The 22,373-nt window shown below is 73.6% G+C and carries 17 protein-coding genes and 2 pseudogenes; 12 read left to right on the top strand and 7 right to left on the bottom strand.

The genetic code is table 11. The features are described from left to right. The 3 genes and pseudogenes from EAO77_RS15820 to EAO77_RS15810 form a co-directional block, all read left to right on the top strand. Nucleotides 1-438 (top strand): annotated as a pseudogene (locus EAO77_RS15820) (hypothetical protein); the annotation flags it as partial. A gap of 5 nt (nucleotides 439-443) precedes the next feature. Next, complete coding sequence (locus EAO77_RS15815) at nucleotides 444-1,445, top strand: TIGR04222 domain-containing membrane protein (protein ID WP_147988597.1); 1,002 nt, start codon at nucleotides 444-446, stop codon at nucleotides 1,443-1,445. 106 nt (nucleotides 1,446-1,551) lie between these two features. Further along, the gene (locus EAO77_RS15810) at nucleotides 1,552-2,358 is read left to right on the top strand and encodes a TIGR04222 domain-containing membrane protein (protein WP_147988596.1); all 807 of its coding nucleotides are present in this window, start codon (nucleotides 1,552-1,554) and stop codon (nucleotides 2,356-2,358) included. Between the two features lie 372 nt (nucleotides 2,359-2,730). Here the strand turns inward: EAO77_RS15810 and hemQ are convergent, their stop codons facing one another. Continuing rightward, nucleotides 2,731-3,444: a hydrogen peroxide-dependent heme synthase gene (gene hemQ / locus EAO77_RS15805; protein WP_147988595.1), complete on the bottom strand. Its 714-nt coding sequence runs from the start codon at nucleotides 3,442-3,444 to the stop codon at nucleotides 2,731-2,733. A 4-nt stretch (nucleotides 3,445-3,448) separates the two neighbouring features. After that, complete coding sequence (gene hemG, locus EAO77_RS15800; RefSeq protein ID WP_147988594.1) at nucleotides 3,449-4,885, bottom strand: protoporphyrinogen oxidase; 1,437 nt, start codon at nucleotides 4,883-4,885, stop codon at nucleotides 3,449-3,451. Between the two features lie 142 nt (nucleotides 4,886-5,027). Here hemG and EAO77_RS15795 point away from each other — a divergent pair, with 142 nt between their 5' ends. Continuing rightward, the gene (locus EAO77_RS15795) at nucleotides 5,028-6,029 is read left to right on the top strand and encodes a DUF4349 domain-containing protein (protein WP_147988593.1); all 1,002 of its coding nucleotides are present in this window, start codon (nucleotides 5,028-5,030) and stop codon (nucleotides 6,027-6,029) included. 27 nt (nucleotides 6,030-6,056) lie between these two features. Then, nucleotides 6,057-7,436 carry an FAD-dependent oxidoreductase gene (locus EAO77_RS15790; RefSeq protein WP_147988592.1) on the top strand — a complete coding sequence of 460 codons (1,380 nt, stop codon included), beginning with the start codon at nucleotides 6,057-6,059 and terminating at the stop codon, nucleotides 7,434-7,436. Nucleotides 7,437-7,478: 42 nt separating this feature from the next. Here EAO77_RS15790 and hemE read toward each other — a convergent pair whose 3' ends face one another. Beyond that, entirely contained in the window at nucleotides 7,479-8,582 is a 1,104-nt protein-coding gene (hemE, locus tag EAO77_RS15785; RefSeq protein ID WP_147988591.1) for a uroporphyrinogen decarboxylase, read from the bottom strand. Between the two features lie 92 nt (nucleotides 8,583-8,674). Here hemE and EAO77_RS15780 point away from each other — a divergent pair, with 92 nt between their 5' ends. From EAO77_RS15780 to EAO77_RS15755, 6 genes are all read left to right on the top strand, one after another. Next, on the top strand, nucleotides 8,675-9,346 hold the full coding sequence (locus EAO77_RS15780; RefSeq protein ID WP_147988590.1) for a DUF3000 domain-containing protein: 672 nt from the start codon (nucleotides 8,675-8,677) through the stop codon (nucleotides 9,344-9,346). A gap of 230 nt (nucleotides 9,347-9,576) precedes the next feature. After that, on the top strand, nucleotides 9,577-10,239 hold the full coding sequence (locus tag EAO77_RS15775) for a helix-turn-helix transcriptional regulator (RefSeq protein WP_018847923.1): 663 nt from the start codon (nucleotides 9,577-9,579) through the stop codon (nucleotides 10,237-10,239). An 80-nt stretch (nucleotides 10,240-10,319) separates the two neighbouring features. Then, a complete protein-coding gene (locus EAO77_RS15770) occupies nucleotides 10,320-11,612 on the top strand; it encodes a ribonuclease D (protein ID WP_147988589.1) in 1,293 nt (430 codons plus the stop codon). A gap of 273 nt (nucleotides 11,613-11,885) precedes the next feature. Next, nucleotides 11,886-12,962 (top strand): AI-2E family transporter, encoded by a 1,077-nt coding sequence (locus EAO77_RS15765; RefSeq protein ID WP_261993919.1) that lies wholly within the window; start codon nucleotides 11,886-11,888, stop codon nucleotides 12,960-12,962. Between the two features lie 198 nt (nucleotides 12,963-13,160). Next, on the top strand, nucleotides 13,161-14,387 hold the full coding sequence (locus EAO77_RS15760) for a thiolase family protein (protein ID WP_147988587.1): 1,227 nt from the start codon (nucleotides 13,161-13,163) through the stop codon (nucleotides 14,385-14,387). Continuing rightward, nucleotides 14,384-16,513, top strand: coding sequence for a 3-hydroxyacyl-CoA dehydrogenase NAD-binding domain-containing protein (locus tag EAO77_RS15755; RefSeq protein ID WP_147989158.1), 2,130 nt, complete (start codon nucleotides 14,384-14,386; stop codon nucleotides 16,511-16,513). Before EAO77_RS15760 ends, EAO77_RS15755 begins: the two co-directional genes overlap by 4 nt. A 98-nt stretch (nucleotides 16,514-16,611) precedes the next feature. On the opposite strand, the gene EAO77_RS15750 is transcribed toward EAO77_RS15755, so the two are convergent. Continuing rightward, complete coding sequence (locus EAO77_RS15750) at nucleotides 16,612-17,685, bottom strand: hypothetical protein (RefSeq protein WP_147988586.1); 1,074 nt, start codon at nucleotides 17,683-17,685, stop codon at nucleotides 16,612-16,614. A gap of 134 nt (nucleotides 17,686-17,819) precedes the next feature. On the opposite strand from EAO77_RS15750, the gene EAO77_RS15745 reads away from it, so the two are divergent. Further along, complete coding sequence (locus tag EAO77_RS15745; protein WP_147988585.1) at nucleotides 17,820-18,191, top strand: NTP pyrophosphohydrolase; 372 nt, start codon at nucleotides 17,820-17,822, stop codon at nucleotides 18,189-18,191. A gap of 97 nt (nucleotides 18,192-18,288) precedes the next feature. On the opposite strand, the gene EAO77_RS15740 is transcribed toward EAO77_RS15745, so the two are convergent. From EAO77_RS15740 to EAO77_RS15730, 3 genes and pseudogenes are all read right to left on the bottom strand, one after another. Next, nucleotides 18,289-19,803: an amino acid permease gene (locus EAO77_RS15740; protein ID WP_147988584.1), complete on the bottom strand. Its 1,515-nt coding sequence runs from the start codon at nucleotides 19,801-19,803 to the stop codon at nucleotides 18,289-18,291. Nucleotides 19,804-20,003: 200 nt separating this feature from the next. Continuing rightward, nucleotides 20,004-21,926: a 1-deoxy-D-xylulose-5-phosphate synthase gene (gene dxs / locus EAO77_RS15735; protein WP_147988583.1), complete on the bottom strand. Its 1,923-nt coding sequence runs from the start codon at nucleotides 21,924-21,926 to the stop codon at nucleotides 20,004-20,006. Between the two features lie 159 nt (nucleotides 21,927-22,085). Beyond that, nucleotides 22,086-22,373, bottom strand: a pseudogene (locus EAO77_RS15730) (sugar ABC transporter permease); the annotation flags it as partial.

Below are 22,373 nucleotides of genomic sequence, written 5' to 3'. Positions count from 1 at the left end.
GCACCCGCAGCCGCGCCACGTCGAAGCCGGTGGGCGCGGGTGGGGATCGCGCAGGCCGCTCTGCTGTCGGCGCTGGTCGCCGGAACCCCCGCGCCCACCGGCTTCGACGTGGCGCGGCTGCGGGTGCAGAGCCGTGCGCTCGCCGCGAAGCGGGCGGGCGTCGTCGCCAAGGTGGCACCGGAGCTGCCGGACATCCTCGGCCCGGGCTTCCGGCCGGCGTTCCTCGCGTACGCCAGGTTCCGCCCGCTGCGCGGCGGATACCGGCGCGACGCGCTCGACTTCGCCGAGCACCTCCTCGCCGACGGCCGGCCCGAGGACGAGGCGGCTCGGCGCCGGCTGACGCTCTGGTGGACCGAGCGAGCCGCGCCCGAACCGCCGCGCAGGGGCGGTCGGCTGGTCCACGCGGTGCGCAGGGCACTCGTCGGCGCGGGGCGGTGAGCGCGATGACCGTACTGGCCCTGCTCGTCTGGTCGGCCGTGATCGTCTCCTCGGTGCTCCTCGCCGTGCGGGTCTCCGCCGCGCTGCGCGGCACGCCCGCGCACCTCGCCCCGCAACTCGGCGCCTACGAGGCGGCGTTCCTCGCCGGCGGCCCGGCCAGGGTCGCCGATGCCGCGCTCGCCTCGCTGCACGCGGACGGACGGATCCGTGTCGGCGCGCCCGGTGTGGTCTCCGTGGTGTCCACGACCGCCCGCCACCCGGTGGAGCGCGCCGTCCTCGACGCCCCGGCCCTCGCACCCAGCGGGGCACTCGCGGCCGTGCGGGGCGAGGTGATGCGCGCTCCCGCCGTCCAGGGGATCGGGGACGCGCTCGCCGCCCGCGGACTGCTCACCGTGCCTACCGGGCACCGGGGCCTGGCCACCTGGGGTGCCGTGCAGGGCGTCCTGTGCCTCGTCGGTCTGCCCGTGTCGCTGGTGGTGACGTTCGTCCAGTTCGCGGGGGTCGGACACGAGGCCACCGGGCTGCCTTTCGTCATCGTGGTGGCCCCGGTGCTGCTGGCCGGTGCCGTGCTCGGGTTCACCCGGTCCCGCCGCGCCGCCCGCCGTGTGACACCGGCCGGGCGGGACGCCCTCGTCGCCTTCCAAGTCGCCTCCGCCGGAAGTCACGGCGTGGCGGATATCGTCGCGATGCGCGGGGTGCGGGCGGTGCCGGACAGGGGGCTGTGGGAGCTCCTGACGGCCGCCGCCCGGCAGGGAGCGCCGCGTGCCGCCTCCCCGTACGTCCACAGCTCGGCCGCGTTCGTGGCTCCGGTGTGGTGCGCGGGCGTGACCGACACCGGCGGCGGGTGGGGTGGCGGCGACGGCAGTGGCGGCTCCGGGTGCGGCGGCTCATCGGGTTCCGGCTGCGGGAGTTCGGGGTCGAGCTGCGGCAGTTCCGGTTCGAGCTGCGGGAGTTCGAGTTCGAGCTGCGGGTCGAGCGGCGGATCGAGCTGCGGGTCGAGTTCCTGAGGGGACGCCCGCGGCCGGGCGCCGCCGACCGGCGGGCGGTCCGGCCGCGGTCCGCATCGTGGAATACCTGTGGCGCGCCGCCGCGTGCCTCGCGTAGAACTCGGCCATGGTCTGGCTCCTTCTCCTCGCACTGGCCTGGGCCGTCACCGCCGTCAGCTGTCTGCGGCTGTGTCTGGCCGCCGCCGACGTCCCCCGCCTGCCGTCCGGCATGCCGGGCCCGGCGGACGGACGCGGCGCGGACGGGGCCGGACTGACGCTCCACGAGGCCGCGTTCCTGGCGGGCGGGCCGGGGCGGGTCACCGACCTGACGCTGGTGTCGATGCACCGGCAGCGACGGCTGCTGCTGGCGCACACGGGCTGGACCACGGTGGTGGACCCGGACACCGAGGACGCGCTGGAGCGTTCGGTCATCGCGGCGGCGGGTCCCGCCGGGCAGGAGCGGACCTCCGCGGTGCGGACGGCGGTGGCCGCCGACGAGGCCGTCCGGGCCGTCGGGGACCGTCTGGTGACGGTCGGGCTCGCCGTGCCGGACCGGGCGCGGGCCGCCGTGGTCTCCGCGATACGCGCCGTCCGCACGACGAGCCTGCTGATACCGGCGCTGGCCGTCTGCGCGGTGCTGACGCTCCCCGCCGGCCGGGAACCGGGCCCGGTGGCCGTCTGGTTCACGCTTCCCCTGGCGCTGACGCTGGGCGCGCTGGCGATGGCGGCGATGGAGGTGCGGCCCTACACCCGCTTCGCGTCGCCGCTGGGCGGGCGGCTGCTCTCGGCGTTCGCGGAGCGCGCCGCGGCGGCCGGACAGGGCACGGAGCAGGCCCGGTTGACCGCCGTCGCCCTGCACGGGGTGGGCGTGCTCGACGACCCGCAGCTGCGGGTCGCGCTGACCGGCGGCCGCCCGGCGCACCGGGTCCCCTGACGCCGCCGACCCCGGTCCCGGCGGCCCAGCGGTACACGGCGACCGTACGAACCGTACGAGGCGGGGAACTCCGGCGGCGGCTGCGGGGATCCGTGCCGGTGACGGAGGAGGACGCGGGCGCGCACGGCCTCGCGGGAGGCGCCGGTGACTGCGTCGACCGGTACCCGGATACCCGGAGGACCTCCCCGCGGGAGAACGACACAGGTGCGGCGCGCATCGTGCGCGCCGCACCCGGAGCCGGACCCGGTGTCGCTGGAACGCCGCGCGGGGTCGCCGCACGCCGTCTGATCTTCCGGGTCGACGAGGCAGGGCCCGCCGGCTGCGGGCCTGCCTCCACATCTGCGGGCCCCGGACGGATCCGGGGCCGGTGCCTCAGGCCAGGCCCGCCACCAGGTCGGCGACGTCCTTGCGGCGGCCGGTGTAGAACGGCACCTCCTCGCGGACGTGCATCCGCGCCTCGGAGGCACGCAGGTGACGCATCAGGTCGACGATGCGGTACAGCTCGTCGGCCTCGAACGCCAGGATCCACTCGTAGTCGCCGAGCGAGAACGACGCGACGGTGTTGGCGCGCACGTCCGGGTAGCCGCGGGCCATCTTGCCGTGGTCGGCGAGCATGCGGCGGCGGTCCTCGTCGGGCAGCAGGTACCAGTCGTAGGAGCGCACGAAGGGGTAGACCGAGACGTAGTCGCGGGGCGTCTCGTCGGCCAGGAAGGCCGGGATGTGCGACTTGTTGAACTCGGCGGGGCGGTGCAGCGCCATGTTCGACCACACCGGGGCCAGTGCGCGGCCGAGGCGGGTGCGCCGGAAGCGGTTGTAGGCGTCCTGGAGCTCGTCCGCGGTCTCCGCGTGCCACCAGATCATGACGTCGGCGTCGGCGCGCAGCCCCGAGACGTCGTAGGTGCCGCGGACGGTGACGTCCTTGGCACCGAGCTGGTCGAACAGCTCCTGGACCTCGTCGGCCCAGCCGGACCGGTCCTCGGGCAGCACATCTCGCAGCTTGAAGACGGACCACAGCGTGTACCGGATGACCTCGTTGAGGTCCTTGGCCTTCTTGCCTGCGTTCGGGGTCTTTTCGGGCGCACTCATACGGCTATTCTCCCGCGTCCCGGTGTGTGCCCCGCGCCGGGGTCGGCGTGGCGAGGATCTCGTCGGCGGCGCGCTGCCCGTCGGCGATGCAGGCCGGGATGCCGACCCCGTCGAAGACCGCTCCGCAGACCCGCAGGGCGGCCGGCAGCGCGGCCACCTCCCGCCGGATGCGGGCGACCCTGTCCAGGTGGCCGACGGGGTACTGGGGCAGGCCGCCGGTCCAGCGGGTCACCTCGGAGGCGACCGGCCGGGCGGTGATGCCGACGGCGGCACGGAGGTCGTCGAGGGAGAGGGCGACCAGTTCGGCGTCCTCCCGGTCGAGCGCCCGCTCCTCGCCGTGGCGGCCGAGGGAGGTCCGCAGCACGAACAGTTCCCCGGAGCCCCGGTCCACCCAGCTCCACTTGTTGGACGAGAAGGTGGAGGCCTTGATCGACCGGCCGTCGGCGGGCGGTACGAGGAAGCCGCTGCCGGGCGGTTCGCCGATGTCCGCCCGCCGGAAGGCGAGGGTCACCAGTGCCATGGAGGCGTACTCGACCGCGCCCAGCTCGGCGGCCGCGGCCGGACAGGCGTCCGAGAGCAGCGCGGCGGACGCCCAGGCGGGGGTGGCGAGGACGACGGCGTCGGCGGCGAGGGTCTCGCGGTCGGTGCGCACCCGCCAGCCGCCGGCGGCGGGGGCGAGGCCGAGGACCGGGGCCGCCGTGCGGATGTCCCCGCCGGCGGTGCGCACGGCCGCGGCCACGGCCTCCGGCAGCGTGCCCATGCCGCCGTCGAGCCCCATGAACACCGGCCCGGCGCCCTGCTGGGCGGCGCCCTTCGCCTGCACCTCGCGCACGGCGTCGAGGAGGGCGTCGTGCCGGCGCACCGCGTCGAACAGGCCGGGGACGGCGGCGCGCATCGAGATCCGGTAGGCGTCGCCCGCGTACACCCCGCCCAGCAGCGGCTCGACGAGCCGGTCGACGACCTCGCGGCCGAGCCGGGCGGCGACGAACTCGCCGATGGCGACGTCGTCCCCGACCTCGGCAGGCGGCAGCTCCTTCTCCTGCCCGATGCGGGCGACGCCCTCCGGGGAGAGCAGGCCGGCGAGCGCCTCGGCCGTGCCGGGCACGCCCATGACGTGGCCCTTGGGGAGCGGCCGCAGGGCGTCGCGGGTCCAGACCGCGGAGACCGCGACGGCGGGCGGCTGGAGCCGGTCGCCGAGGCCGACCGCGCGGGCCAGGCCGACGCCTTCGGTGCGGCGGGCGAGCATCGACTCGGCGCCGAGGTCCACCGGCACTCCGGCGACCTGTCCCGCGTGCAGCTTGCCGCCGAGGCGGCCGGTGGCCTCCAGGAGGGTGACGCGCGCTCCGGCGGAGGTCAGCCGGTGGGCGGCCGCGAGGCCGGCGATGCCGCCGCCGACGACGACGACGTGACGCGCGGGGGTGTCCTTCATGGGGCCGTTCATGGGGCCAACTCTCTCAAACGTCCGGGGCGACCCCGTAACGAGTCCCGACCGTGACCGCTTCGGGACCGTGCGGGGGGCAACCCGGGGACGGGGGTGGGACGTCGAAGGGGCAACCGCTCACCATCACGACCTGGGGGGTCTCATGCGTGCACGACGCACGTTCGCGGTTCTGTTCGTCACCGCCTCACTCGCGCTCGCCGGCTGCGGGGCCGGATCCGGCGACTCCGGGGAGTCCAAACCGGCCTACGCGGAGAAGGCCAAGGGGGCCGCCGGGCCCGACAGCGCCGCGGACGGGGCGGCCACGGAAGCGGACGCGAAGGCCGGGCCGGAGGAGACGGCCGGCACGTCGGCACCGGACGCGGCGCACATCATCCGCACCGCCTCGCTGAGCGTGGAGGTGAAGGACGCGACCGCCGCCCTCGCCGACGCGCGGGCGGCGGCGGAGAAGGCCGGGGGGCGGGTGGAGAACGAGACCACCGAGCGCGCGGACGGCACCCATGTGACCTCGCGCGTCGTGCTGCGCGTGCCGCAGGAGGCGTACGGCTCGGTGCTGTCCGAGCTCGCGGGCGCGGGCCGGCTGCTCTCCCGCCAGGCCGACGCCAAGGACGTCACCGACCAGGTGGTCGACGTGGAGAGCCGGATCGCGACGCAGCGGGCGAGCGTGGCGCGGGTGCGGGAGCTGATGGAGCGGGCCACGAGGCTGTCGGACGTGGTCACGCTGGAGGGGGAGCTGAGCTCCCGTCAGGCCGAGCTGGAGTCGCTGCTGGCCAAGCAGGCGTCGCTGAAGGACCGTACGGAGCTGGCGACGATCACGCTGGTGCTGACGGAGCCGGAACGGGAGGAGAAGGAGAAGGACGACGGCGCGCCGGGCTTCCTCGACGCCCTCGGCGGCGGCTGGGACGCGCTGGTCGCCACGGTGCGCTGGATCGCCGTGGTGCTGGGTGCCGTCGCGCCGTTCGCGGCGGTCGGCGCGGCGCTGTACGTGCTGTGGCGCCTGCTGATCCGCCCGTGGCGGTCCCGCCGCGGACGGGACACCACCGCACCGGCCGGGACGCCGGGCGCCGGGCTCCCGTCGTATCCGGGGACGTCGCAGGCCACGGCCCCGCCGCGGCCGGCGGACCCCGGGGAGGGCACGCGGGACTGAAGGGGCCGTGCCCCGTAGCGTGTTCCCATGACGACGGAGCGACTGGTGATCGTGGGGGGCGACGCGGCGGGCATGTCCGCCGCGTCGCAGGCCCGCAGGACGAAGGACCGGGACGAGCTGGAGATCGTGGCGTTCGAGCGCGGTCACTTCAGCTCGTACTCGGCGTGCGGCATCCCGTACTGGGTGGCCGGCGACGTCGACGGCCCGGACCGGCTGATCGCCCGCTCCCCCGAGGAGCACCGGGCACGGGACATCGACCTGCGGATGCGCACCGAGGTCACCGAACTCGATCTCGCGGGCGGCCGGGTCCGCTCGCTCGACCTGGAGTCCGGCACCGAGTCCTGGACGGACTTCGACAAGCTGGTGATCGCGACCGGGGCCCGTCCGGTGCGTCCGGCGCTGCCCGGCATCGACGCGCCCGGGGTGCACGGTGTGCAGACCCTGGACGACGGCCGGGCGCTGCTCGACACCCTGTCCCGCGCCCCCGGCCGGCGGGCGGTCGTCATCGGCGCCGGGTACATCGGGGTGGAGATGGCGGAGGCGCTGCTGCGGCGAGGGTTCGAGGTGACCGTCGTCGACCGCTCCGAGCAGCCGATGTCGACGCTCGACCCGGACATGGGCCGCCTGGTCCACGACGCGATGTCCGCGATGGGCATCACGACGGTCACCGGTGCGACCGTGACCGGCGTCCTGACGGGCGACGACGGCGGGGTGCGCGCGGTGGCGACGCAGGACGCCGAGTACCCGGCGGACGTGGTGGTGCTGGGTATCGGCGTCGAGCCGGAGACCACCCTGGCGCGCGCGGCCGGCCTGCCGCTCGGCAGCCACGGCGGGCTGCTGACGGACCTGTCGATGCGGGTGCGCGGCCAGGACGCCGTCTGGGCGGGCGGCGACTGCGTGGAGGTCCTCGACCTGGTGTCGGGACGGGAACGCCACATCGCGCTGGGCACCCACGCCAACAAGCACGGCCAGATCATCGGCGCGAACGCGGCGGGGGGCTACGGCACCTTCCCCGGTGTGGTCGGCACGGCCGTCAGCAAGGTCTGCGACCTGGAGATCGCCCGTACCGGGCTGCGCGAGAAGGACGCGCGCGCCGCCGGCCTGCGGTACGTGACGGCCACCGTGGAGTCCACCAGCCGCGCCGGGTACTTCCCGGGCGCGGCGCCCATGACGGTCAAGATGCTCGCCGAGTACCGCACGGGCCGGCTGCTGGGGGTGCAGATCGTCGGCCGGGAGGGCGCGGCGAAGCGGGTGGACGTCGCGGCGGTGGCCCTGACGGCGTCGATGACGGTGGAGGCGATGACGGCACTCGACCTCGGCTACGCGCCGCCGTTCTCCCCGGTCTGGGATCCGGTGCTGGTGGCCGCCCGCAAGGCGGTCGCCGCGGTGCGGCAGGCCGGGATGTGACGCGGCGGGGGCGGGCACCCAGGGATGCCCGCCCCCGCCGGTTCAGCGCGCGGTCCGCTCGTGGACGTCGGCGACCAGGCGGGTCAGCGCGTCCGGGTCCGTCGTGGGGAGCACGCCGTGGCCGAGGTTGAAGATGTGTCCCTCCAGGCCGGCCGCCGCGTCGAGGACCTCGCCGGTCTTCGCGCGGACGGCGTCCGGGGTGGAGAAGAGCACGGCGGGGTCCAGGTTGCCCTGGAGCGCCTTGCCGGGGCCGACGCGGCGCGCGGCCTCGTCCAGGGGCACCCGCCAGTCGACGCCGACGACGTCCGCGCCCGCCTCGCCCATCAGGCCGAGGAGTTCGCCGGTGCCCACGCCGAAGTGGATGCGGGGCACGCCGTAGGAGGCGACGGCGTCGAAGACCTTCACGGACGCCGGCATGACCGAGCGGCGGTAGTCGGCGGGGGCGAGGGAGCCGACCCAGGAGTCGAAGAGCTGCACCGCGGAGGCGCCGGCCTCGATCTGCACGGTGAGGAAGGCGGCGGTGATGTCGGCGAGGCGGTCGAGCAGGTCGGCCCACAGCTGCGGGTCGCCGTACATCAGCGCCTTGGTGTTCTCGTGGTTGCGCGAGGGGCCGCCCTCGACCAGGTAGCTGGCGAGGGTGTACGGCGCGCCGGCGAAGCCGATGAGGGGGGTCGGGCCGAGTTCGCGGGTGAGCATCCCGATGGCCTCGGTGACGTAGTGGACGTCCTCCGGGGTGAGGTCGCGCAGCCGACGCAGGTCCTCGCGGGTGCGGATCGGCTCGGCGACCACGGGGCCCACGCCGGGCTTGATGTCGAGGTCGATGCCGATGGCCTTCAGCGGGACCACGATGTCGCTGAAGTAGATGGCCGCGTCGACCTTGTGGCGCCGCACGGGCTGGAGGGTGATCTCGGTGACCAGTTCGGGCCGCATGCACGAGTCGAGCATCCCGATGCCCTCACGGACCTTCAGGTACTCGGGGAGCGAGCGTCCGGCCTGGCGCATGAACCAGACGGGCGTGTGCGGCACCGGCTCGCGGCGGCACGCCCTGAGGAACGCGGAGTCGTGGGTCTCGGTCTGCCGGCCCGCTGCCGGGGTGTCCCCCGTGCGGGCGGAGCCTCGGGCGTGGGGAAGGTCGTTGGCGCTCACGCACTGAATCTTCGCACGTACGGAACAACCGGCCGCCCCGGGCCGGGTGTCCCTCCCTGCGCGAGGCCGCCGTTCCGCCTACTCTTCCCCGCATGGCTGCGGCTCAGGGACATTCTTCCGATCATTCCAACGGCATCGGCGCGACGGAACGCGCGGAGCAGAATGCCGTGCCGCCCGCCTTCGGCTCGGCGGTGGAGGCGTTGCGTTCGGCGCGGCTGCGGCCGGAGATCGAGGTCGACGCGACCCGGCCGCCGCAGAAGCTGGCGCCGCACGCCTACGCCCTGGAGGCGGTGGTGGTCGACGGCGACGACGACCTCGCCGACGGCAGACTCGTCCTGCTGCACGACCCTGCGGGGCACGACGCCTGGCAGGGCACCTTCCGGCTGGTGACGCTGGTGCGCGCCGAGCTGGAGCCGGAGATGGCGGCCGACCCGCTGCTGCCGGAGGTCTGCTGGTCGTGGCTGACGGGTGCGCTGGAGGCCCGCGGGCTCGCGTACGGCGAGCCGAGCGGCACCGTCACGCGTGCGGGCTCTCACTATTTCGGTGGACTCTCCGACCGGCGTCCGGCGACGCAGATCGAGATCCGGGCCTCGTGGACCCCGCAGGAGGGGGCGGGGGGCGTGCCGGACACCGCCGCGCACCTCGCGGCCTGGTGCGATCTGCTGTGCCAGATCGCCGGCCTGCCGCCCTCGCCCTCGGGTGCCGCGGACTGGGCGACGGGCGTGGTGTCGCTGCCGCAGCGGCGCGGTCCGCAGCAGCCCTGAGCCGCCGGGCGCGAGGGCCCCGGAGGGCCGGAGAGGGCCGTGCCGGCGCACGGACCGTCCGTACCATGATCGATCACGCGTCCGATTTGCCCGAATTGTTCCTCACTAAATCGTGATCATTCTCTAAAGGCGGACGGGTTCGGTGCCGAAGAGGTCAATGACCTAACTGCACGGTTCGCCCCCGGCTTACTCCCCGAGCCGGCCCCGTCCCGCACCTTCCAGGAGGCCTGGTGTCCGTTCTTCTCGAGCAGCCCGCAAGCCTGGTCGCCTACCGCCCGAACAAACCGACGGCCATGGTCGTCGTGGCCGACCCCCGTGTCCGTTCCACCGTCACCCGCCATCTGTGGGCACTCGGGGTCCGCGACGTGATCGAGGCGTCGTCCATCGCGGAGGCACGTCCCCGCGTCGGCAACCCGCGCGACATCTGCGTGGCCGACGTCCATCTGCCCGACGGTTCCGGGCTGACCCTGCTGTCCGAGACCCGCGCCGCGGGCTGGCCCAACGGGCTCGCCCTGTCGGCCGCCGACGACATCGGCGCCGTGCGCAACGCCCTCGCCGGCGGCGTCAAGGGCTACGTCGTCACCGGTACGCGCACCAACATCGGCCACCCCACCCGTCCCGGCGCCGCCCCCATCGGCGCCGCGGCCGGCCGGATGCACCGCCGCCCCCCGGGTACCCCGAGCCACCCGGGTGGCTACCGCGAGCTGTCCGGACGTGAGGTCGAGGTCCTGCGCCTGGTCGCGGAGGGCCAGTCGAACAAGGCGATCGGCGTCTCCATGGGCCTGTCCGCACTCACCGTCAAGAGCCACCTCGCCCGCATCGCCCGCAAGCTCGGCACGGGCGACCGCGCCGGCATGGTCGCCGTCGCCCTGCGCACCGGAATCATCCACTGATCACCCCCGTCCCGCCCTCCACGCCCGTCGACGGAACGTTCCGTCGACGGGCGTCTTCCGTTCACGGATACCCTTGACACGTGACCGACGCCCAAGAGACCGCAGCGCAGACATCACTGCGAACCACCGGGGGCGCTCCCCCGGACAACGGCGTCCCTGCCGGTGGACTGCCCATCCCCCTGCTGGAGCCCCGTGAAGGCATCCCGCCCGTCGTCGCCGACGAGGAGTCCCTCGCCGCGGTGACGGCCGCCTTCGCCGCCGGATCCGGCCCCGTCGCCGTCGACGCGGAACGCGCGTCGGGCTACCGGTACGGCCAGCGCGCCTACCTCGTCCAGCTGCGCCGCGAAGGCGCCGGGACGGCCCTGATCGACCCGGTCGGCTGCCCGGACCTCTCCGGGCTCGGCGAGGCGCTCGCCGGCGCCGAGTGGATCCTGCACGCCGCCACCCAGGACCTCCCGTGCCTGCGGGACATAGGCATGCGTCCCACGCGGCTGTTCGACACCGAGCTCGCCGGGCGGCTCGCGGGCTTCCCGCGGGTCGGCCTGGGCGCGATGGTCGAGAGCGTCCTCGGCTACGCGCTGGAGAAGGGCCACTCCGCGGTCGACTGGTCGACCCGCCCGCTGCCCGAACCCTGGCTGCGCTACGCCGCGCTCGACGTGGAGCTCCTCGTCGACCTGCGGGACGCGCTGGAGAAGGAGCTCGACCGGCAGGGGAAGCTGGGGTGGGCCCTGGAGGAGTTCGACGCCATCGCCTCCGCCCCGCCCGCGCCGCCGCGCAAGGACCCCTGGCGCCGGACCTCGGGGATGCACAAGGTGCGCCGCCGCCGGCAGATGGCGGTCGTGCGCGAACTGTGGAACACCCGCGACCGGATCGCGCAGCGGCGTGACGTCTCCCCCGGGAAGGTGCTCGGCGACGCCGCCATCGTCGAGGCGGCCCTCGCCCTGCCCACGGGCGTCCAGGCGCTCACGGCCCTGCCCGGCTTCGGGCAGCGCATGGGACGCCGTCAGCTGGAGCAGTGGCAGGCGGCCGTGGACCGCGCCAAGGCGCTGCCCGACACGGAGCTGCCGCAGCCCGGCCAGTCCGTGGCGGGCCCTCCGCCGCCGCGCTCCTGGGCGGACAAGGACCCGGCGGCGGCCGCCCGGCTGTCCGCGGCCCGCGCGGCGGTCACGGCGCTCGCCGAGGAACTGAGCATGCCCCAGGAGAACCTGCTCTCGCCGGACACCGTGCGCCGGGTCTGCTGGGAGCCGCCCGCCCCCCTCACCCCGGACGCGGTCTCCGCCGCGCTGACCGCGCTCGGCGCCCGCGCCTGGCAGGTCACGCTGACGACCCCGCTGCTCGTCAAGGCCCTGGAGGTCCGGGCACCGGGGGCGTAGCCCCGCCCCGGCCCCGGTGCGGCCGCCCCGCGGGCGGGCCGGCGCCGGGAGGCGGCCCCGGGCCGACCACGGCCCTGCGAAGGGCGCGGGCGGGCGCCCACCCGCTCCGTTCCCGGCCACCGCGGCCCCGCCGCATCCGTGCCTTCGGGCGAACTGTGCTCCGCCCGCGTGGGGCGGAGCCCGCCCGGTGGTACGAGCTTGGGGATGTCCAGCCCTCAGGACCACCCCGCCCGTCCGACGCCCCCCCGGCCGTCCGGACGGGACGCACCGCGCGTGCCCGAACCCCTGCGCACGGCGGCCGCCTGGTCCTGGCGGATCATCGTGGTGGGCGCCCTGGTCTTCGCGGTCTTCTCCCTCCTCGGCCGGTTCCACAAGCTCGGCGTCGCCGTCTTCCTCGGCCTGGTGATCACGGCGGTGCTCCGCCCGGTGGCGGGCCTGCTGGCGCGCCGGATGCCCCGCCCGGCGGCCGTGGCGGTGGCCATGGTCGGCAGCATCCTGCTGCTCCTCGGGCTCGGCGCGCTGGTCGGCGAGGCGGTGGCGGGCGAACGGGCGGAGCTGATGCGGGAGTTCGCCACCGGGATCGACCGGATCGAGCGCTGGCTGGAGCAGCCGCCGTTCCGGCTGAACCCGGACGCCCTGAACGACCTCCAGCACCGCATCGGCCGGTTCCTGTCGAGCCACCGTTCCACCGTCATCAGCACCGCCATCAGCGGAGCCGACCGGCTCGTGGAGGTGCTGACGGTGCTCGCGCTGGCGGTGTTCTGCTCGGTCTTCTTCATCCACTCCGGGGACCGCCAGTGGGCCTGGTTCCGCGACGAGCTGCCCGCCGCCGCCCGGGAACAGGTGTCCGTCGCCGGCTCCGCCGCCTGGCGCACCTTCACCGGCTACACCCACGGCATCCTGCTGGTGGCCGCGGTCAACGCCGTCCTCGTCGGCATCGCGCTGTTCGCCCTGGGCGTGCCGCTGGCCGTACCGCTGGCGCTGCTGGAGTTCGTCGCCGCCTTCATCCCGCTCATCGGGTCGCCCGTCGCGCTCGCCGTCGCGGCGGTGGTGGCGCTGGCGACGAAGGGGCCGCTGGTGGCGGGGATCGTGGTCGCCCTGATCGTGGTGATCGGGCAGATCGAGGGCCATCTGCTCCATCCGATCGTGATGAGCTGGGCGGTCCGGCTGCACCCCGTGGTCGTCGCCCTGGCCGTGATCGGGGGCGCGGTCGCCGCCGGGGTGATCGGCGCGGTGGCCGCGGTGCCGCTGGTCGCCGTGCTCTGGTCGGTGCGCCAGGCCCTGCGCACCGACCGCGCCGGGACGGCTCCGGCCGGGGCACCGGCTCCGGGGCGGGGCCCGGGCACCTGACCGGCGGCGGACGGACCGGCGTCACGCTGTTTGGGCGGACCGCCGGTGCGGGGAGAGCCACTACTGGGTGTGACCTTCGCCGCTCCCGCCCGAAGGGGTGGGCAGCCTGGTTACCCGCAAGTAGCATGGGACGAGCAAGCGCACGCTCAGGCGTGTGCGCCGCAGCAGTGCCACCCCGCACCCTGGAGGAGAGCCATCGTGCCTCGTACCGTCAGGGACGTCGTCTTCGTCGACGGCGTCCGCACCCCGTTCGGCAAGGCGGGCCCGAAGGGCATCTACCACGAGACCCGCGCCGACGATCTCGTCGTCAAGGCCATCCGGGAGCTGCTGCGCCGCAACCCGGCGCTCGACCCCAAGAAGATCGACGAGGTCGCGATCGCCGCGACCACCCAGATCGGCGACCAGGGTCTGACCATCGGCCGCACCGCCGGCATCCTCGCCGGGCTGCCCCAGTCCGTGCCGGGCTACTCCATCGACCGCATGTGCGCGGGCGCCCTCACCGCCGTGACCTCGGTCGCGGGCAGCGTGGCCTTCGGCGCGTACGACATCGCCGTGGCCGGCGGCGTCGAGCACATGGGCCGCCACCCCATGGGCGAGGGCGTCGACCCGAACCCGCGCTTCGTGAGCGAGAAGCTCGTCGACGAGTCCGCCCTGTTCATGGGCATGACCGCCGAGAACCTGCACGACCGCTACCCGACCATCACCAAGCAGCGCGCCGACGAGTACGCCGTGCGCTCGCAGGAGAAGGCCGCCAAGGCGTACGCCGACGGCAAGATCCAGCAGGACCTGGTACCGGTCTCCGTGCGCCGCACCAACCCCGAGGCCGGCGAGACCGGCTGGGGCCTGGTCACCGCGGACGAGCCGATGCGTCCGGGCACGACCCTGGAGTCGCTCGCCGGCCTGAAGACGCCCTTCCGCGTCCACGGCCGCGTCACCGCGGGCAACGCGGCGGGCCTGAACGACGGCGCCACCGCCTCGCTCATCGCCTCCGAGGACTTCGCCCGGGAGAACAACCTCCCGGTCAAGATGCGCCTGGTCTCGTACTCCTTCGCCGGCGTCGAGCCCGAGGTCATGGGCTACGGCCCGATCCCGGCCACCGAGAAGGCCCTCGCCCAGGCGGGCCTGTCCATCTCGGACATCGGTCTCTTCGAGATCAACGAGGCCTTCGCCGTGCAGGTGCTGGCCTTCCTGGAGCACTACGGCATCGCCGACGACGACGCCCGCGTCAACCAGTACGGCGGGGCCATCGCCTTCGGCCACCCGCTGGCCTCCTCCGGCGTGCGTCTGATGACGCAGCTCGCCCGGCAGTTCGAGGACCAGCCCGAGGTCCGCTACGGCCTCACCACCATGTGCGTCGGCTTCGGCATGGGCGCCACCGTCATCTGGGAGAACCCGCACCACAAGGACGCCGGAGGCGACAAGTGAGCACCACCGCAGAGCTCCTGAAGGGTGCGGCCGAGCTGTTCCCCGACGAGGTCGTGACGCAGGCGCACGTGCGCCACCTCGACCTCCCCGCCGGCGCCGGGCGCTTCGCGCTCATCACGCTGGACAACGGCCACGACCACACCAAGCCGACTACCGTCGGCCCGCAGTCGCTGGCCAACCTGGACGCCGCCCTCGACCAGGTCGAGAAGGAGGCCGCCGAGGGCTCCATCGTCGGCGTCGGCGTCACCGGCAAGCCGTTCATCTTCGCGGTCGGCGCCGACCTCAAGGGCGTCGAGCTGCTGAAGCAGCACTCCGACGCGCTGGCGATCGGCAAGGGCGGCCACGACGTCTTCAAGCGTCTGTCCGGCCTCGCCGTACCGACCTTCGCCTACTACAACGGCGCCGCGATGGGCGGCGGTGTCGAGATCGGCCTGCACTGCGCCTACCGCACCGTCTCGCAGGCGATCCCGGCCTTCTCACTGCCCGAGGTCTTCCTCGGCCTCGTCCCGGGCTGGGGCGGCTGCACCATCCTGCCGAACCTGATCGGCGCCGAGAAGGCCGTCTCGGTCATCATCGAGAACTCGCTCAACCAGAACAAGCAGCTCAAGGGCGCCCAGGTCTTCGACCTCGGCATCGCCGACGCCATCTTCGAGGGCGCTGACTTCCTGGAGCAGTCGCTGATCTGGACGGCGTCCGTCCTCAAGGGCGAGATCGTCGTCGAGCGCCCCGACGTGGACCGCGGCGAGGCATGGGACGCGGCCGTCGCCAAGGGCCGTTTCGTCGCCGACTCCAAGGTGCACGGCGCCGCCCCGGCCGCCTACCGGGCCCTCGACATCATCGAGGCCGCCAAGGACGGCGACCTCCAGAAGGGCTTCGACGCCGAGGACCAGGCGCTGGCCGACCTCATCATGGGCGGCGAACTGCGCTCCGGCATCTACGCCTTCAACCTGGTGCAGAAGCGCGGCAAGCGCCCCGCGGGCGCCCCGGACAAGTCGCTGGCCCGCCCGGTCACCAAGGTCGGTGTCGTCGGCGCCGGTCTGATGGCCTCGCAGCTCGCCCTGCTGTTCCTGCGCCGCCTCGAGGTGCCGGTCGTGCTGACCGACATCGACCAGGAGCGCGTCGACAAGGGCGTGGGCTACGTCCACGCCGAGATCGACAAGCTGCTCGGCAAGGGCCGCATCAATCAGGACAAGGCCAACCGCCTCAAGGCCCTGGTCACCGGTGTGCTCGACAAGGCCGAGGGCTTCGCCGACGCGGACTTCGTCATCGAGGCCGTGTTCGAGGAGATGTCCGTCAAGCAGAAGGTGTTCGCGGAGGTCGAGGCGGTCGCCCCGGCGCACGCCATCCTCGCCACCAACACCTCGTCGCTGTCGGTCTCCGAGATGGCGTCCAAGCTGCAGCACCCGGAGCGGGTCGTCGGCTTCCACTTCTTCAACCCGGTCGCGATCCTCCCGCTGCTGGAGATCGTCCGCGGCGAGCAGACGGACGACGCCTCGCTCGCCACCGCCTTCGGTGTCGCGAAGAAGCTGAAGAAGACCGCGGTCCTCACGAAGGACGCCCCGGCGTTCGTGGTGAACCGCATCCTCACCCGCTTCATGGGCGAGATCCAGAACGTCATCGACGAGGGCACCCCGGTGGCCACCGCCGAGAAGGCCGTCGAGCCGCTCGGTCTGCCGATGTCGCCGCTGGTCCTGCTGGAGCTGGTGGGCCCGGCCATCGGTCTGCACGTCTCCGAGACCCTGAACCGCGCCTTCCCGGAGCGCTTCACCGTCTCCCCCAACCTGAAGGCCGTCGTCGAGGCGGGCAAGCGGGGCTTCTACGTCTACGACTCCGGCAGGCCGGAGCTGGACCCCGAGGTCGCCGCGCTCCTGAAGCAGGGCGACAGCGTCCTGACCGAGGAGCAGGTCCGCGACCGCGTCCTGGACGCCGTCGCGCAGGAGATCGGCCTGATGCTGGACGAGGGCGTCGTCGCCGAGGCCCAGGACATCGACCTCTGCCTGATCACGGGCGCCGGCTGGCCCTTCCACCTGGGCGGCATCACGCCGTACCTGGACCGTGAGGGTGTCTCGCAGCGCGTGAACGGCAAGCCGTTCCTCGCACCGGGCGTCGCGAGCGTGCCCGCGTAGCACGGGCGGGTCCGTCCGAGAAGCGGCCGGGCCGTACGGGAGTCTCCCGTACGGCCCGGTCGCTGTTCCGGGGGGCGTCCCCCGGAACGGTCAGGGGGTCAGTGCAGCGGCTTCCAGCGGCCGAGGGCGAACCCGCCCTCGGCCGTCTTCTGCCGGTTGAGGAGCGGCTGTCCGCCGGGCGGCAGGACCGCGGCGACGAGACCCTGCTCCCCGTGCGGGCGCAGGGCCAGCGACAGGCCGCTCCCCGCGCCGGGCGCCGTGGGCGTCCACCAGGCCCCCGCGTCCTCGTTCCCGGTCGGGTAGGCGGCGAACGCCACCTCCCCGTCGGCCGTCTCCTGGGCGAGGACCGTGCAGGGGTGGCCGTCGATGGTGGCGGTGGCCGGCACCAGCGGGCCGGGGCCCGCGGCCTCCAGCAGCAGCCGGGCGTCCTCCTCGTGGCCGGGCGCCCAGCGCCGCACGGTGCCGTCCTCGTCGCTGAAGAACAGCACCACCTCGCCGCTCTGCGTGGTCATCGCGGAGAACACCGCGGGCGTGGTCTTCACGGTGAGCCGCTCGGCCGCCGTGAAGGCGGCCCCCGGCTTCTCCTGGGTCCACCGGGCGACGGACGTGGCGTCCGCGACGAAGAGTTCGACCAGCCCGTCCCCGTCGACGGCGGCGGCCAGGGTCTCGCGGACCCGCCGGCCGCCGAGGTCCTGCCAGCGTCCCCAGCCGCCGTTGGTCTGCTGGAGACGGACGCTCACACCCCCGCCGCCGTTCTTGAGCGCCACGCACAGGCGGCCGGCCCCGTCGACGACGGCTGCCGGGTCGCCCGTCCACTTCGCGATCCTGTTGGGGTGCCCCAGCGACGACCAGCCCAGCATGGGGCGCCCGGTCTGGAACTGCACGGCGTGGACCAGCTCCAGGTCGCCCGTGGCGGTGCGCCGGCCGCCGACGAGGTGCACATAGCCGTCCTCGCCCTGGGCGACGGTGACCCGGGGCAGGACGCCGGGAGCCGGCAGCCTGTCCGGTCCCTGCCAGCCGGAGCCGTGCTCCGTCCAGCGCACCACCTCCTGCTCGCCGGGCAGGAAAAGGGAGAGCCGGCCGTCCCTCCCCCGGGTCAGCCAGCTTCCGGAGACGTGGGGCGAGCCCTGTGGTCCGCTGTCGGGGGAAGTCGTCACGGGCGCAGTAGCCATGGGCAGTCCATCGCGTCTGAAAGGGGTCGAGTGGGTGTTCGGTCACCACCCCACAGTGTCTCAGTCCCCGGACGCCGCGGGAACGCCGACCCCGTATTTCACCGCCCGCGGCAGGTGCCTGCCAAGCTGGCCGCATGGACACCCTGCTCGTCGTGGACGCGGCCAATGTCGTGGGTTCGGTGCCGGACGGCTGGTGGCGGGACCGGCGGGCCGCCACCGAACGCCTGCGGGACGCGCTGGCGGCGCCGGACGGCCAGGAGGCGGTGTCCGGCCCGGTCGCGATCGTGCTGGTCGTGGAGGGGGCCGCCCGCCCCGTGGCGTCCGTGCCCGGCGTCCGGGTCGAGGCCGCGCCGGGGAGCGGCGACGACGCGATCGCCGGGCTCGCCGCCCGGGCCGAGCGGGAGGGCCGCCCGTGTGTCGTGGTGACCGCCGACCGGGGACTGCGGGAGCGTGTCACCGCCCACGGCGCACGGTGCGCGGGCCCCCGGTCGGTCCGCCGCCGCTGACAGCGGCAGGCGGGGCCGGACGGGGGCCCTTGGGCGCCGGGCCACGGGCCGGGGCCTGCCGGGCGTCGCGCGCCCGGCGGGATGGGCCGGACACGGCCTAGTAGCGGGCGTCCTGGCCCCTGTTGCCGAGGCGGCTGTGCTTGCGCCCGTAGAGGACGTACACGACGCAGCCGATGAGCATCCACACCGCGAAGCGGAACCAGGTCTCGGACGGCAGGTTGAGCATCAGCCACACGGAGGCGGCGATCGACACGATCGGCAGGAACGGCACCCAGGGGGTCCGGAAGGCGCGGTGCAGGTCGGGCCGGGTACGGCGCAGGATGATCACACCGAGGGCGACGACCACGAAGGCGAACAGCGTGCCGATGTTCACCAGGGCCGCCAGCTCGTTGATGCTGGTGAAGCCGGCGACGACCGCGATGACCACGCCGAGGAGGATGGTCGGACGGTACGGGGTGCGGAAGCGCGGGTGGGTCTTGGAGAAGAACCGGGGAAGCAGCCCGTCACGGCTCATGGCGAAGAACACCCGGGTCTGGCCGAGCAGCAGGATCATGCAGACGGTCGTCAGGCCGACCGCGGCGCCGAAACTGATCACACCCGCGTAGAACGGATGCCCGACCGCCTTGAAGGCGTCCGCCAGTGGCGCGGTCACCGACAGCTCGCTGTAGTGCTGCATGCCGGTGACGACGAGGGAGACCGCCACGTAGAGCACGGTGCAGATGAGCAGCGAGCCGAGGATGCCGCGCGGCATGTCGCGCTGCGGCAGCTTGGTCTCCTCGGCGGCGGTGGCCACCACGTCGAAGCCGATGAAGGCGAAGAAGACGATCGACGCGGCCGTGAAGATGCCCATCACGCCGAAGTTGGTGGGCTCGTAGCCGAACATCAGCTGGACCAGTGGCGCGTCCCAGCCGGAGCCGGAGGTCTGCCCCTGGGCCTCGGGGACGAACGGCTTGTAGTTGTCGGCCTTGATGAAGAACAGGCCGGCGATGATCACGATCATGACCACGGTCACCTTGATCGCGACCACGACCGCGGTGATCCGGGCGGACAGTTTCATGCCGAGGACGAGGATCGCCGTCAGCACGAGGATGAGCAGGAAGGCCAGCAGGTCGAAGGTGCCTCCCGCGACGTCCGGCCCCTCCAGGGCCGTCGGCAGATGCCAGTCGACGTTGTCCAGCAGCGAGCGGACGTAGCCGGACCAGCCGACCGCGACCACCGCCGTGCCGAGCGCGAACTCCAGGACGAGGTCCCAGCCGATGATCCAGGCGGGCAGCTCGCCGAGCGAGGCGTACGAGAACGTGTACGCGGAACCGGCCACCGGGACGGTGGAGGCGAACTCGGCGTAGCACAGGGCCGCCAGCGCGCAGACGATACCGGCGGCCACGAAGGCCAGCGCCGTCGCGGGTCCGGCGGTCTCCTTGGCGACCTTGCCCGTGAGGACGAAGATGCCGGTCCCGATGATGACGCCGACGCCGAAGACCGTGAGGTCGAGGGCGGACAGGGATTTCTTGAGAGCGTGCTCCGGCTCCTCCGTGTCCCGGATCGACTGCTCGACCGTCTTGGTACGGAAGGCCCCGCCCCGGCCGCCCGCTGGGTCTGTCTCTGTGCTCACCGCTGCACCTCCACATGTGTCGTCCCGGTAATGATCGGGACGATGGGTGGTCCGCGGAGTACCCAAGGGGCGCCCGTTCAACCGAATGGGCCGGAGGGACCACCCTTACAGGGTGTCCCTCCGGCCCGTGGTCGGCACGTCATGCTCACGCGATCGGTGCCGGATGTCCACATCCGGCCCGTACCGGATGTGGCGGGGTGTCAGTCGCGGACCGGCTCGACCGGCTCGACCGCCTCGCTGCCGACCCTGCCGTCGAGCTTGGAGACCAGGCCGGTGACCTGACGGGCGATGTCCGGCGCGGTGAGGCCGATCTCCGCCATGACCTCCTTGCGGGAGGCGTGGTCGAGGAAGCGCGGCGGGATGCCGAAGTCGCGCAGCGGCACGTCCACGCCCGCGTCGCGCAGGGCCTGGGCGATCGCGGAGCCGACACCGCCGACGCGGCTGTTGTCCTCGACGGTGACCACGACGCGGTGGCGCTCGGCGAGCGGGGGGAGGGCCTCGTCCACGGGCTTGACCCACCGGGGGTCGACGACGGTCGTCGAGATGCCCTGGGCGTCCAGCAGACCGGCGATCTCCAGGCACATCGGGGCGAGCGCGCCGACCGACACCAGCAGCACGTCGGGCCGCTCGGTACCGGCGTGCCGCAGGACGTCCATGCCGCCCGCCGTGCCGACGGCCTTGACCGCGGGACCGACCGCGCCCTTGGAGAAGCGCACCACGGTCGGCGCGTCGTCCACCTCGACCGCCTCGCGGAGCTGGGCGCGGACCTGGTCGGCGTCGCGCGGCGCGGCGATCCGCAGACCGGGCACGACCTGGAGGATCGACATGTCCCACATGCCGTTGTGGGAGGCGCCGTCCGTGCCGGTGACGCCCGCGCGGTCGAGGACGAAGGTCACGCCGCACCGGTGCAGGGCCACGTCCATCAGCACCTGGTCGAAGGCGCGGTTGAGGAAGGTGGCGTACACGGCGAAGACGGGGTGGAGGCCGCCGGTGGCGAGGCCGGCCGCGGAGACCGCGCCGTGCTGCTCGGCGATGCCGACGTCGTACACCCGGTCGGGGAACGCCTTGGCGAACTTGTCCAGGCCCACGGGCTGGAGCATCGCCGCCGTGATCGCGACGACGTCCTCGCGCTCCTTGCCGAGCTTGACCATCTCCTCGCCGAAGACGGAGGTCCAGTCCAGGCCGGAGGAGGAGATCGGCAGGCCCGTGTCGGGGTGGATCCTGCCGACCGCGTGGAAGCGGTCCGCCTCGTCGGCGAGGGCCGGCTGGTAGCCGCGGCCCTTCTCGGTGAGGCAGTGGACGATGACCGGTCCGCCGAAACGCTTGGCGCGGGCGAGCGCGGACTCCAGGGCCTCGATGTCGTGGCCGTCGATGGGGCCGACGTACTTCAGTCCGAGGTCCTCGAACATGCCCTGCGGGGCGATGAAGTCCTTGAGGCCCTTCTTGGCGCCGTGGAGCGTCTCGTAGAGCGGCCTCCCGACGACCGGGGTGCGCTCCAGGATGTCCTTGCCGCGGGCCAGGAAGCGCTCGTAGCCGTCGGTGGTGCGCAGTGTGGCGAGGTGGTTGGCGAGGCCGCCGATGGTGGGGGCGTAGGAGCGCTCGTTGTCGTTGACGACGATCACGAGCGGGCGGTCCTTGGCGGCGGCGATGTTGTTCAGCGCCTCCCAGGCCATGCCGCCGGTCAGGGCGCCGTCACCGATGACGGCGACGACGTGGTCGTCCTTCTTCAGGACCTCGTTGGCCTTGGCCAGGCCGTCGGCCCAGCCGAGGACGGTGGAGGCGTGGGAGTTCTCGATGACGTCGTGCTCGGACTCGGCCTGCGAGGGGTAGCCGGAGAGGCCGCCCTTCATCTTCAGCTTCGAGAAGTCCTGACGGCCGGTCAGCAGCTTGTGCACATAGCTCTGGTGTCCGGTGTCCCACAGGACCTTGTCCCGGGGCGAGTCGAAGACCCGGTGGAGCGCGATGGTCAGCTCCACCACACCGAGGTTGGGTCCCAGGTGGCCGCCGGTCTTGGACACGGCGTCCACGAGGAAGGTCCGGATTTCTGCGGCCAGCTGCTCCAGCTGCTCCGGGCCGAGCCGGTCCAGGTCGCGCGGTCCCCTGATTCGGGAAAGCAGTGCCACCCGTGCCTCCTTGCATTGAGCTGATCGAGCATGCCGATTGCCCGAGTCTAATGTTCCGGCCGCGATCTTGGTCATCCGGCAGTGCGTTCCGTGTCACGGCTGTGGCACGGACGCAGCAGTGCCCGGCACCTGTGGGGTGCCGGGCACTGGGCGGGGGTGTCAGGCGCGGCCTGCGGTCTTCTGGGTCTTGCGGGTGATGGAGTCGATGACGACGGTGGCGAGGAGGACGCCGCCGGTGATCATGTACTGGATGGGGGTGGCGATGCCTTCGAGGGCGAGGCCGTACTGGATGGAGACGATGACCATGACGCCCAGGAGGGCGTTCCAGGTGCGTCCGCGGCCGCCGAAGAGGCTGGTGCCGCCGATGACGGCGGCGGCGATGACGTTCATGAGGAGGTCGCCGGCGCCGGCGCTCTGGTTGGCGGCGGCGATCTTGGAGGCCCAGAA

Origin of the sequence: Streptomyces sp. T39, from assembly GCF_008042045.1 — a bacterium.
GTDB lineage: Bacteria > Actinomycetota > Actinomycetes > Streptomycetales > Streptomycetaceae > Streptomyces.
The sequence above is the reverse complement of the archived record's forward strand: the minus strand, read 5'-3'. Positions and strand labels throughout refer to the sequence as shown.

Coding starts and splice junctions, on each gene's coding strand:
- EAO77_RS15750 (WP_147988586.1), bottom strand. CDS start 17,685: ATGGCTACTGCGCCCGTGACGACTTCCCCCGACAGCGGACCACAGGGC.
- hemG (WP_147988594.1), bottom strand. CDS start 4,885: ATGAACGGCCCCATGAAGGACACCCCCGCGCGTCACGTCGTCGTCGTC.
- EAO77_RS15810 (WP_147988596.1), top strand. CDS start 1,552: ATGGTCTGGCTCCTTCTCCTCGCACTGGCCTGGGCCGTCACCGCCGTC.
- EAO77_RS15790 (WP_147988592.1), top strand. CDS start 6,057: ATGACGACGGAGCGACTGGTGATCGTGGGGGGCGACGCGGCGGGCATG.
- EAO77_RS15815 (WP_147988597.1), top strand. CDS start 444: ATGACCGTACTGGCCCTGCTCGTCTGGTCGGCCGTGATCGTCTCCTCG.
- hemQ (WP_147988595.1), bottom strand. CDS start 3,444: ATGAGTGCGCCCGAAAAGACCCCGAACGCAGGCAAGAAGGCCAAGGAC.
- EAO77_RS15795 (WP_147988593.1), top strand. CDS start 5,028: ATGCGTGCACGACGCACGTTCGCGGTTCTGTTCGTCACCGCCTCACTC.
- EAO77_RS15745 (WP_147988585.1), top strand. CDS start 17,820: ATGGACACCCTGCTCGTCGTGGACGCGGCCAATGTCGTGGGTTCGGTG.
- EAO77_RS15780 (WP_147988590.1), top strand. CDS start 8,675: ATGGCTGCGGCTCAGGGACATTCTTCCGATCATTCCAACGGCATCGGC.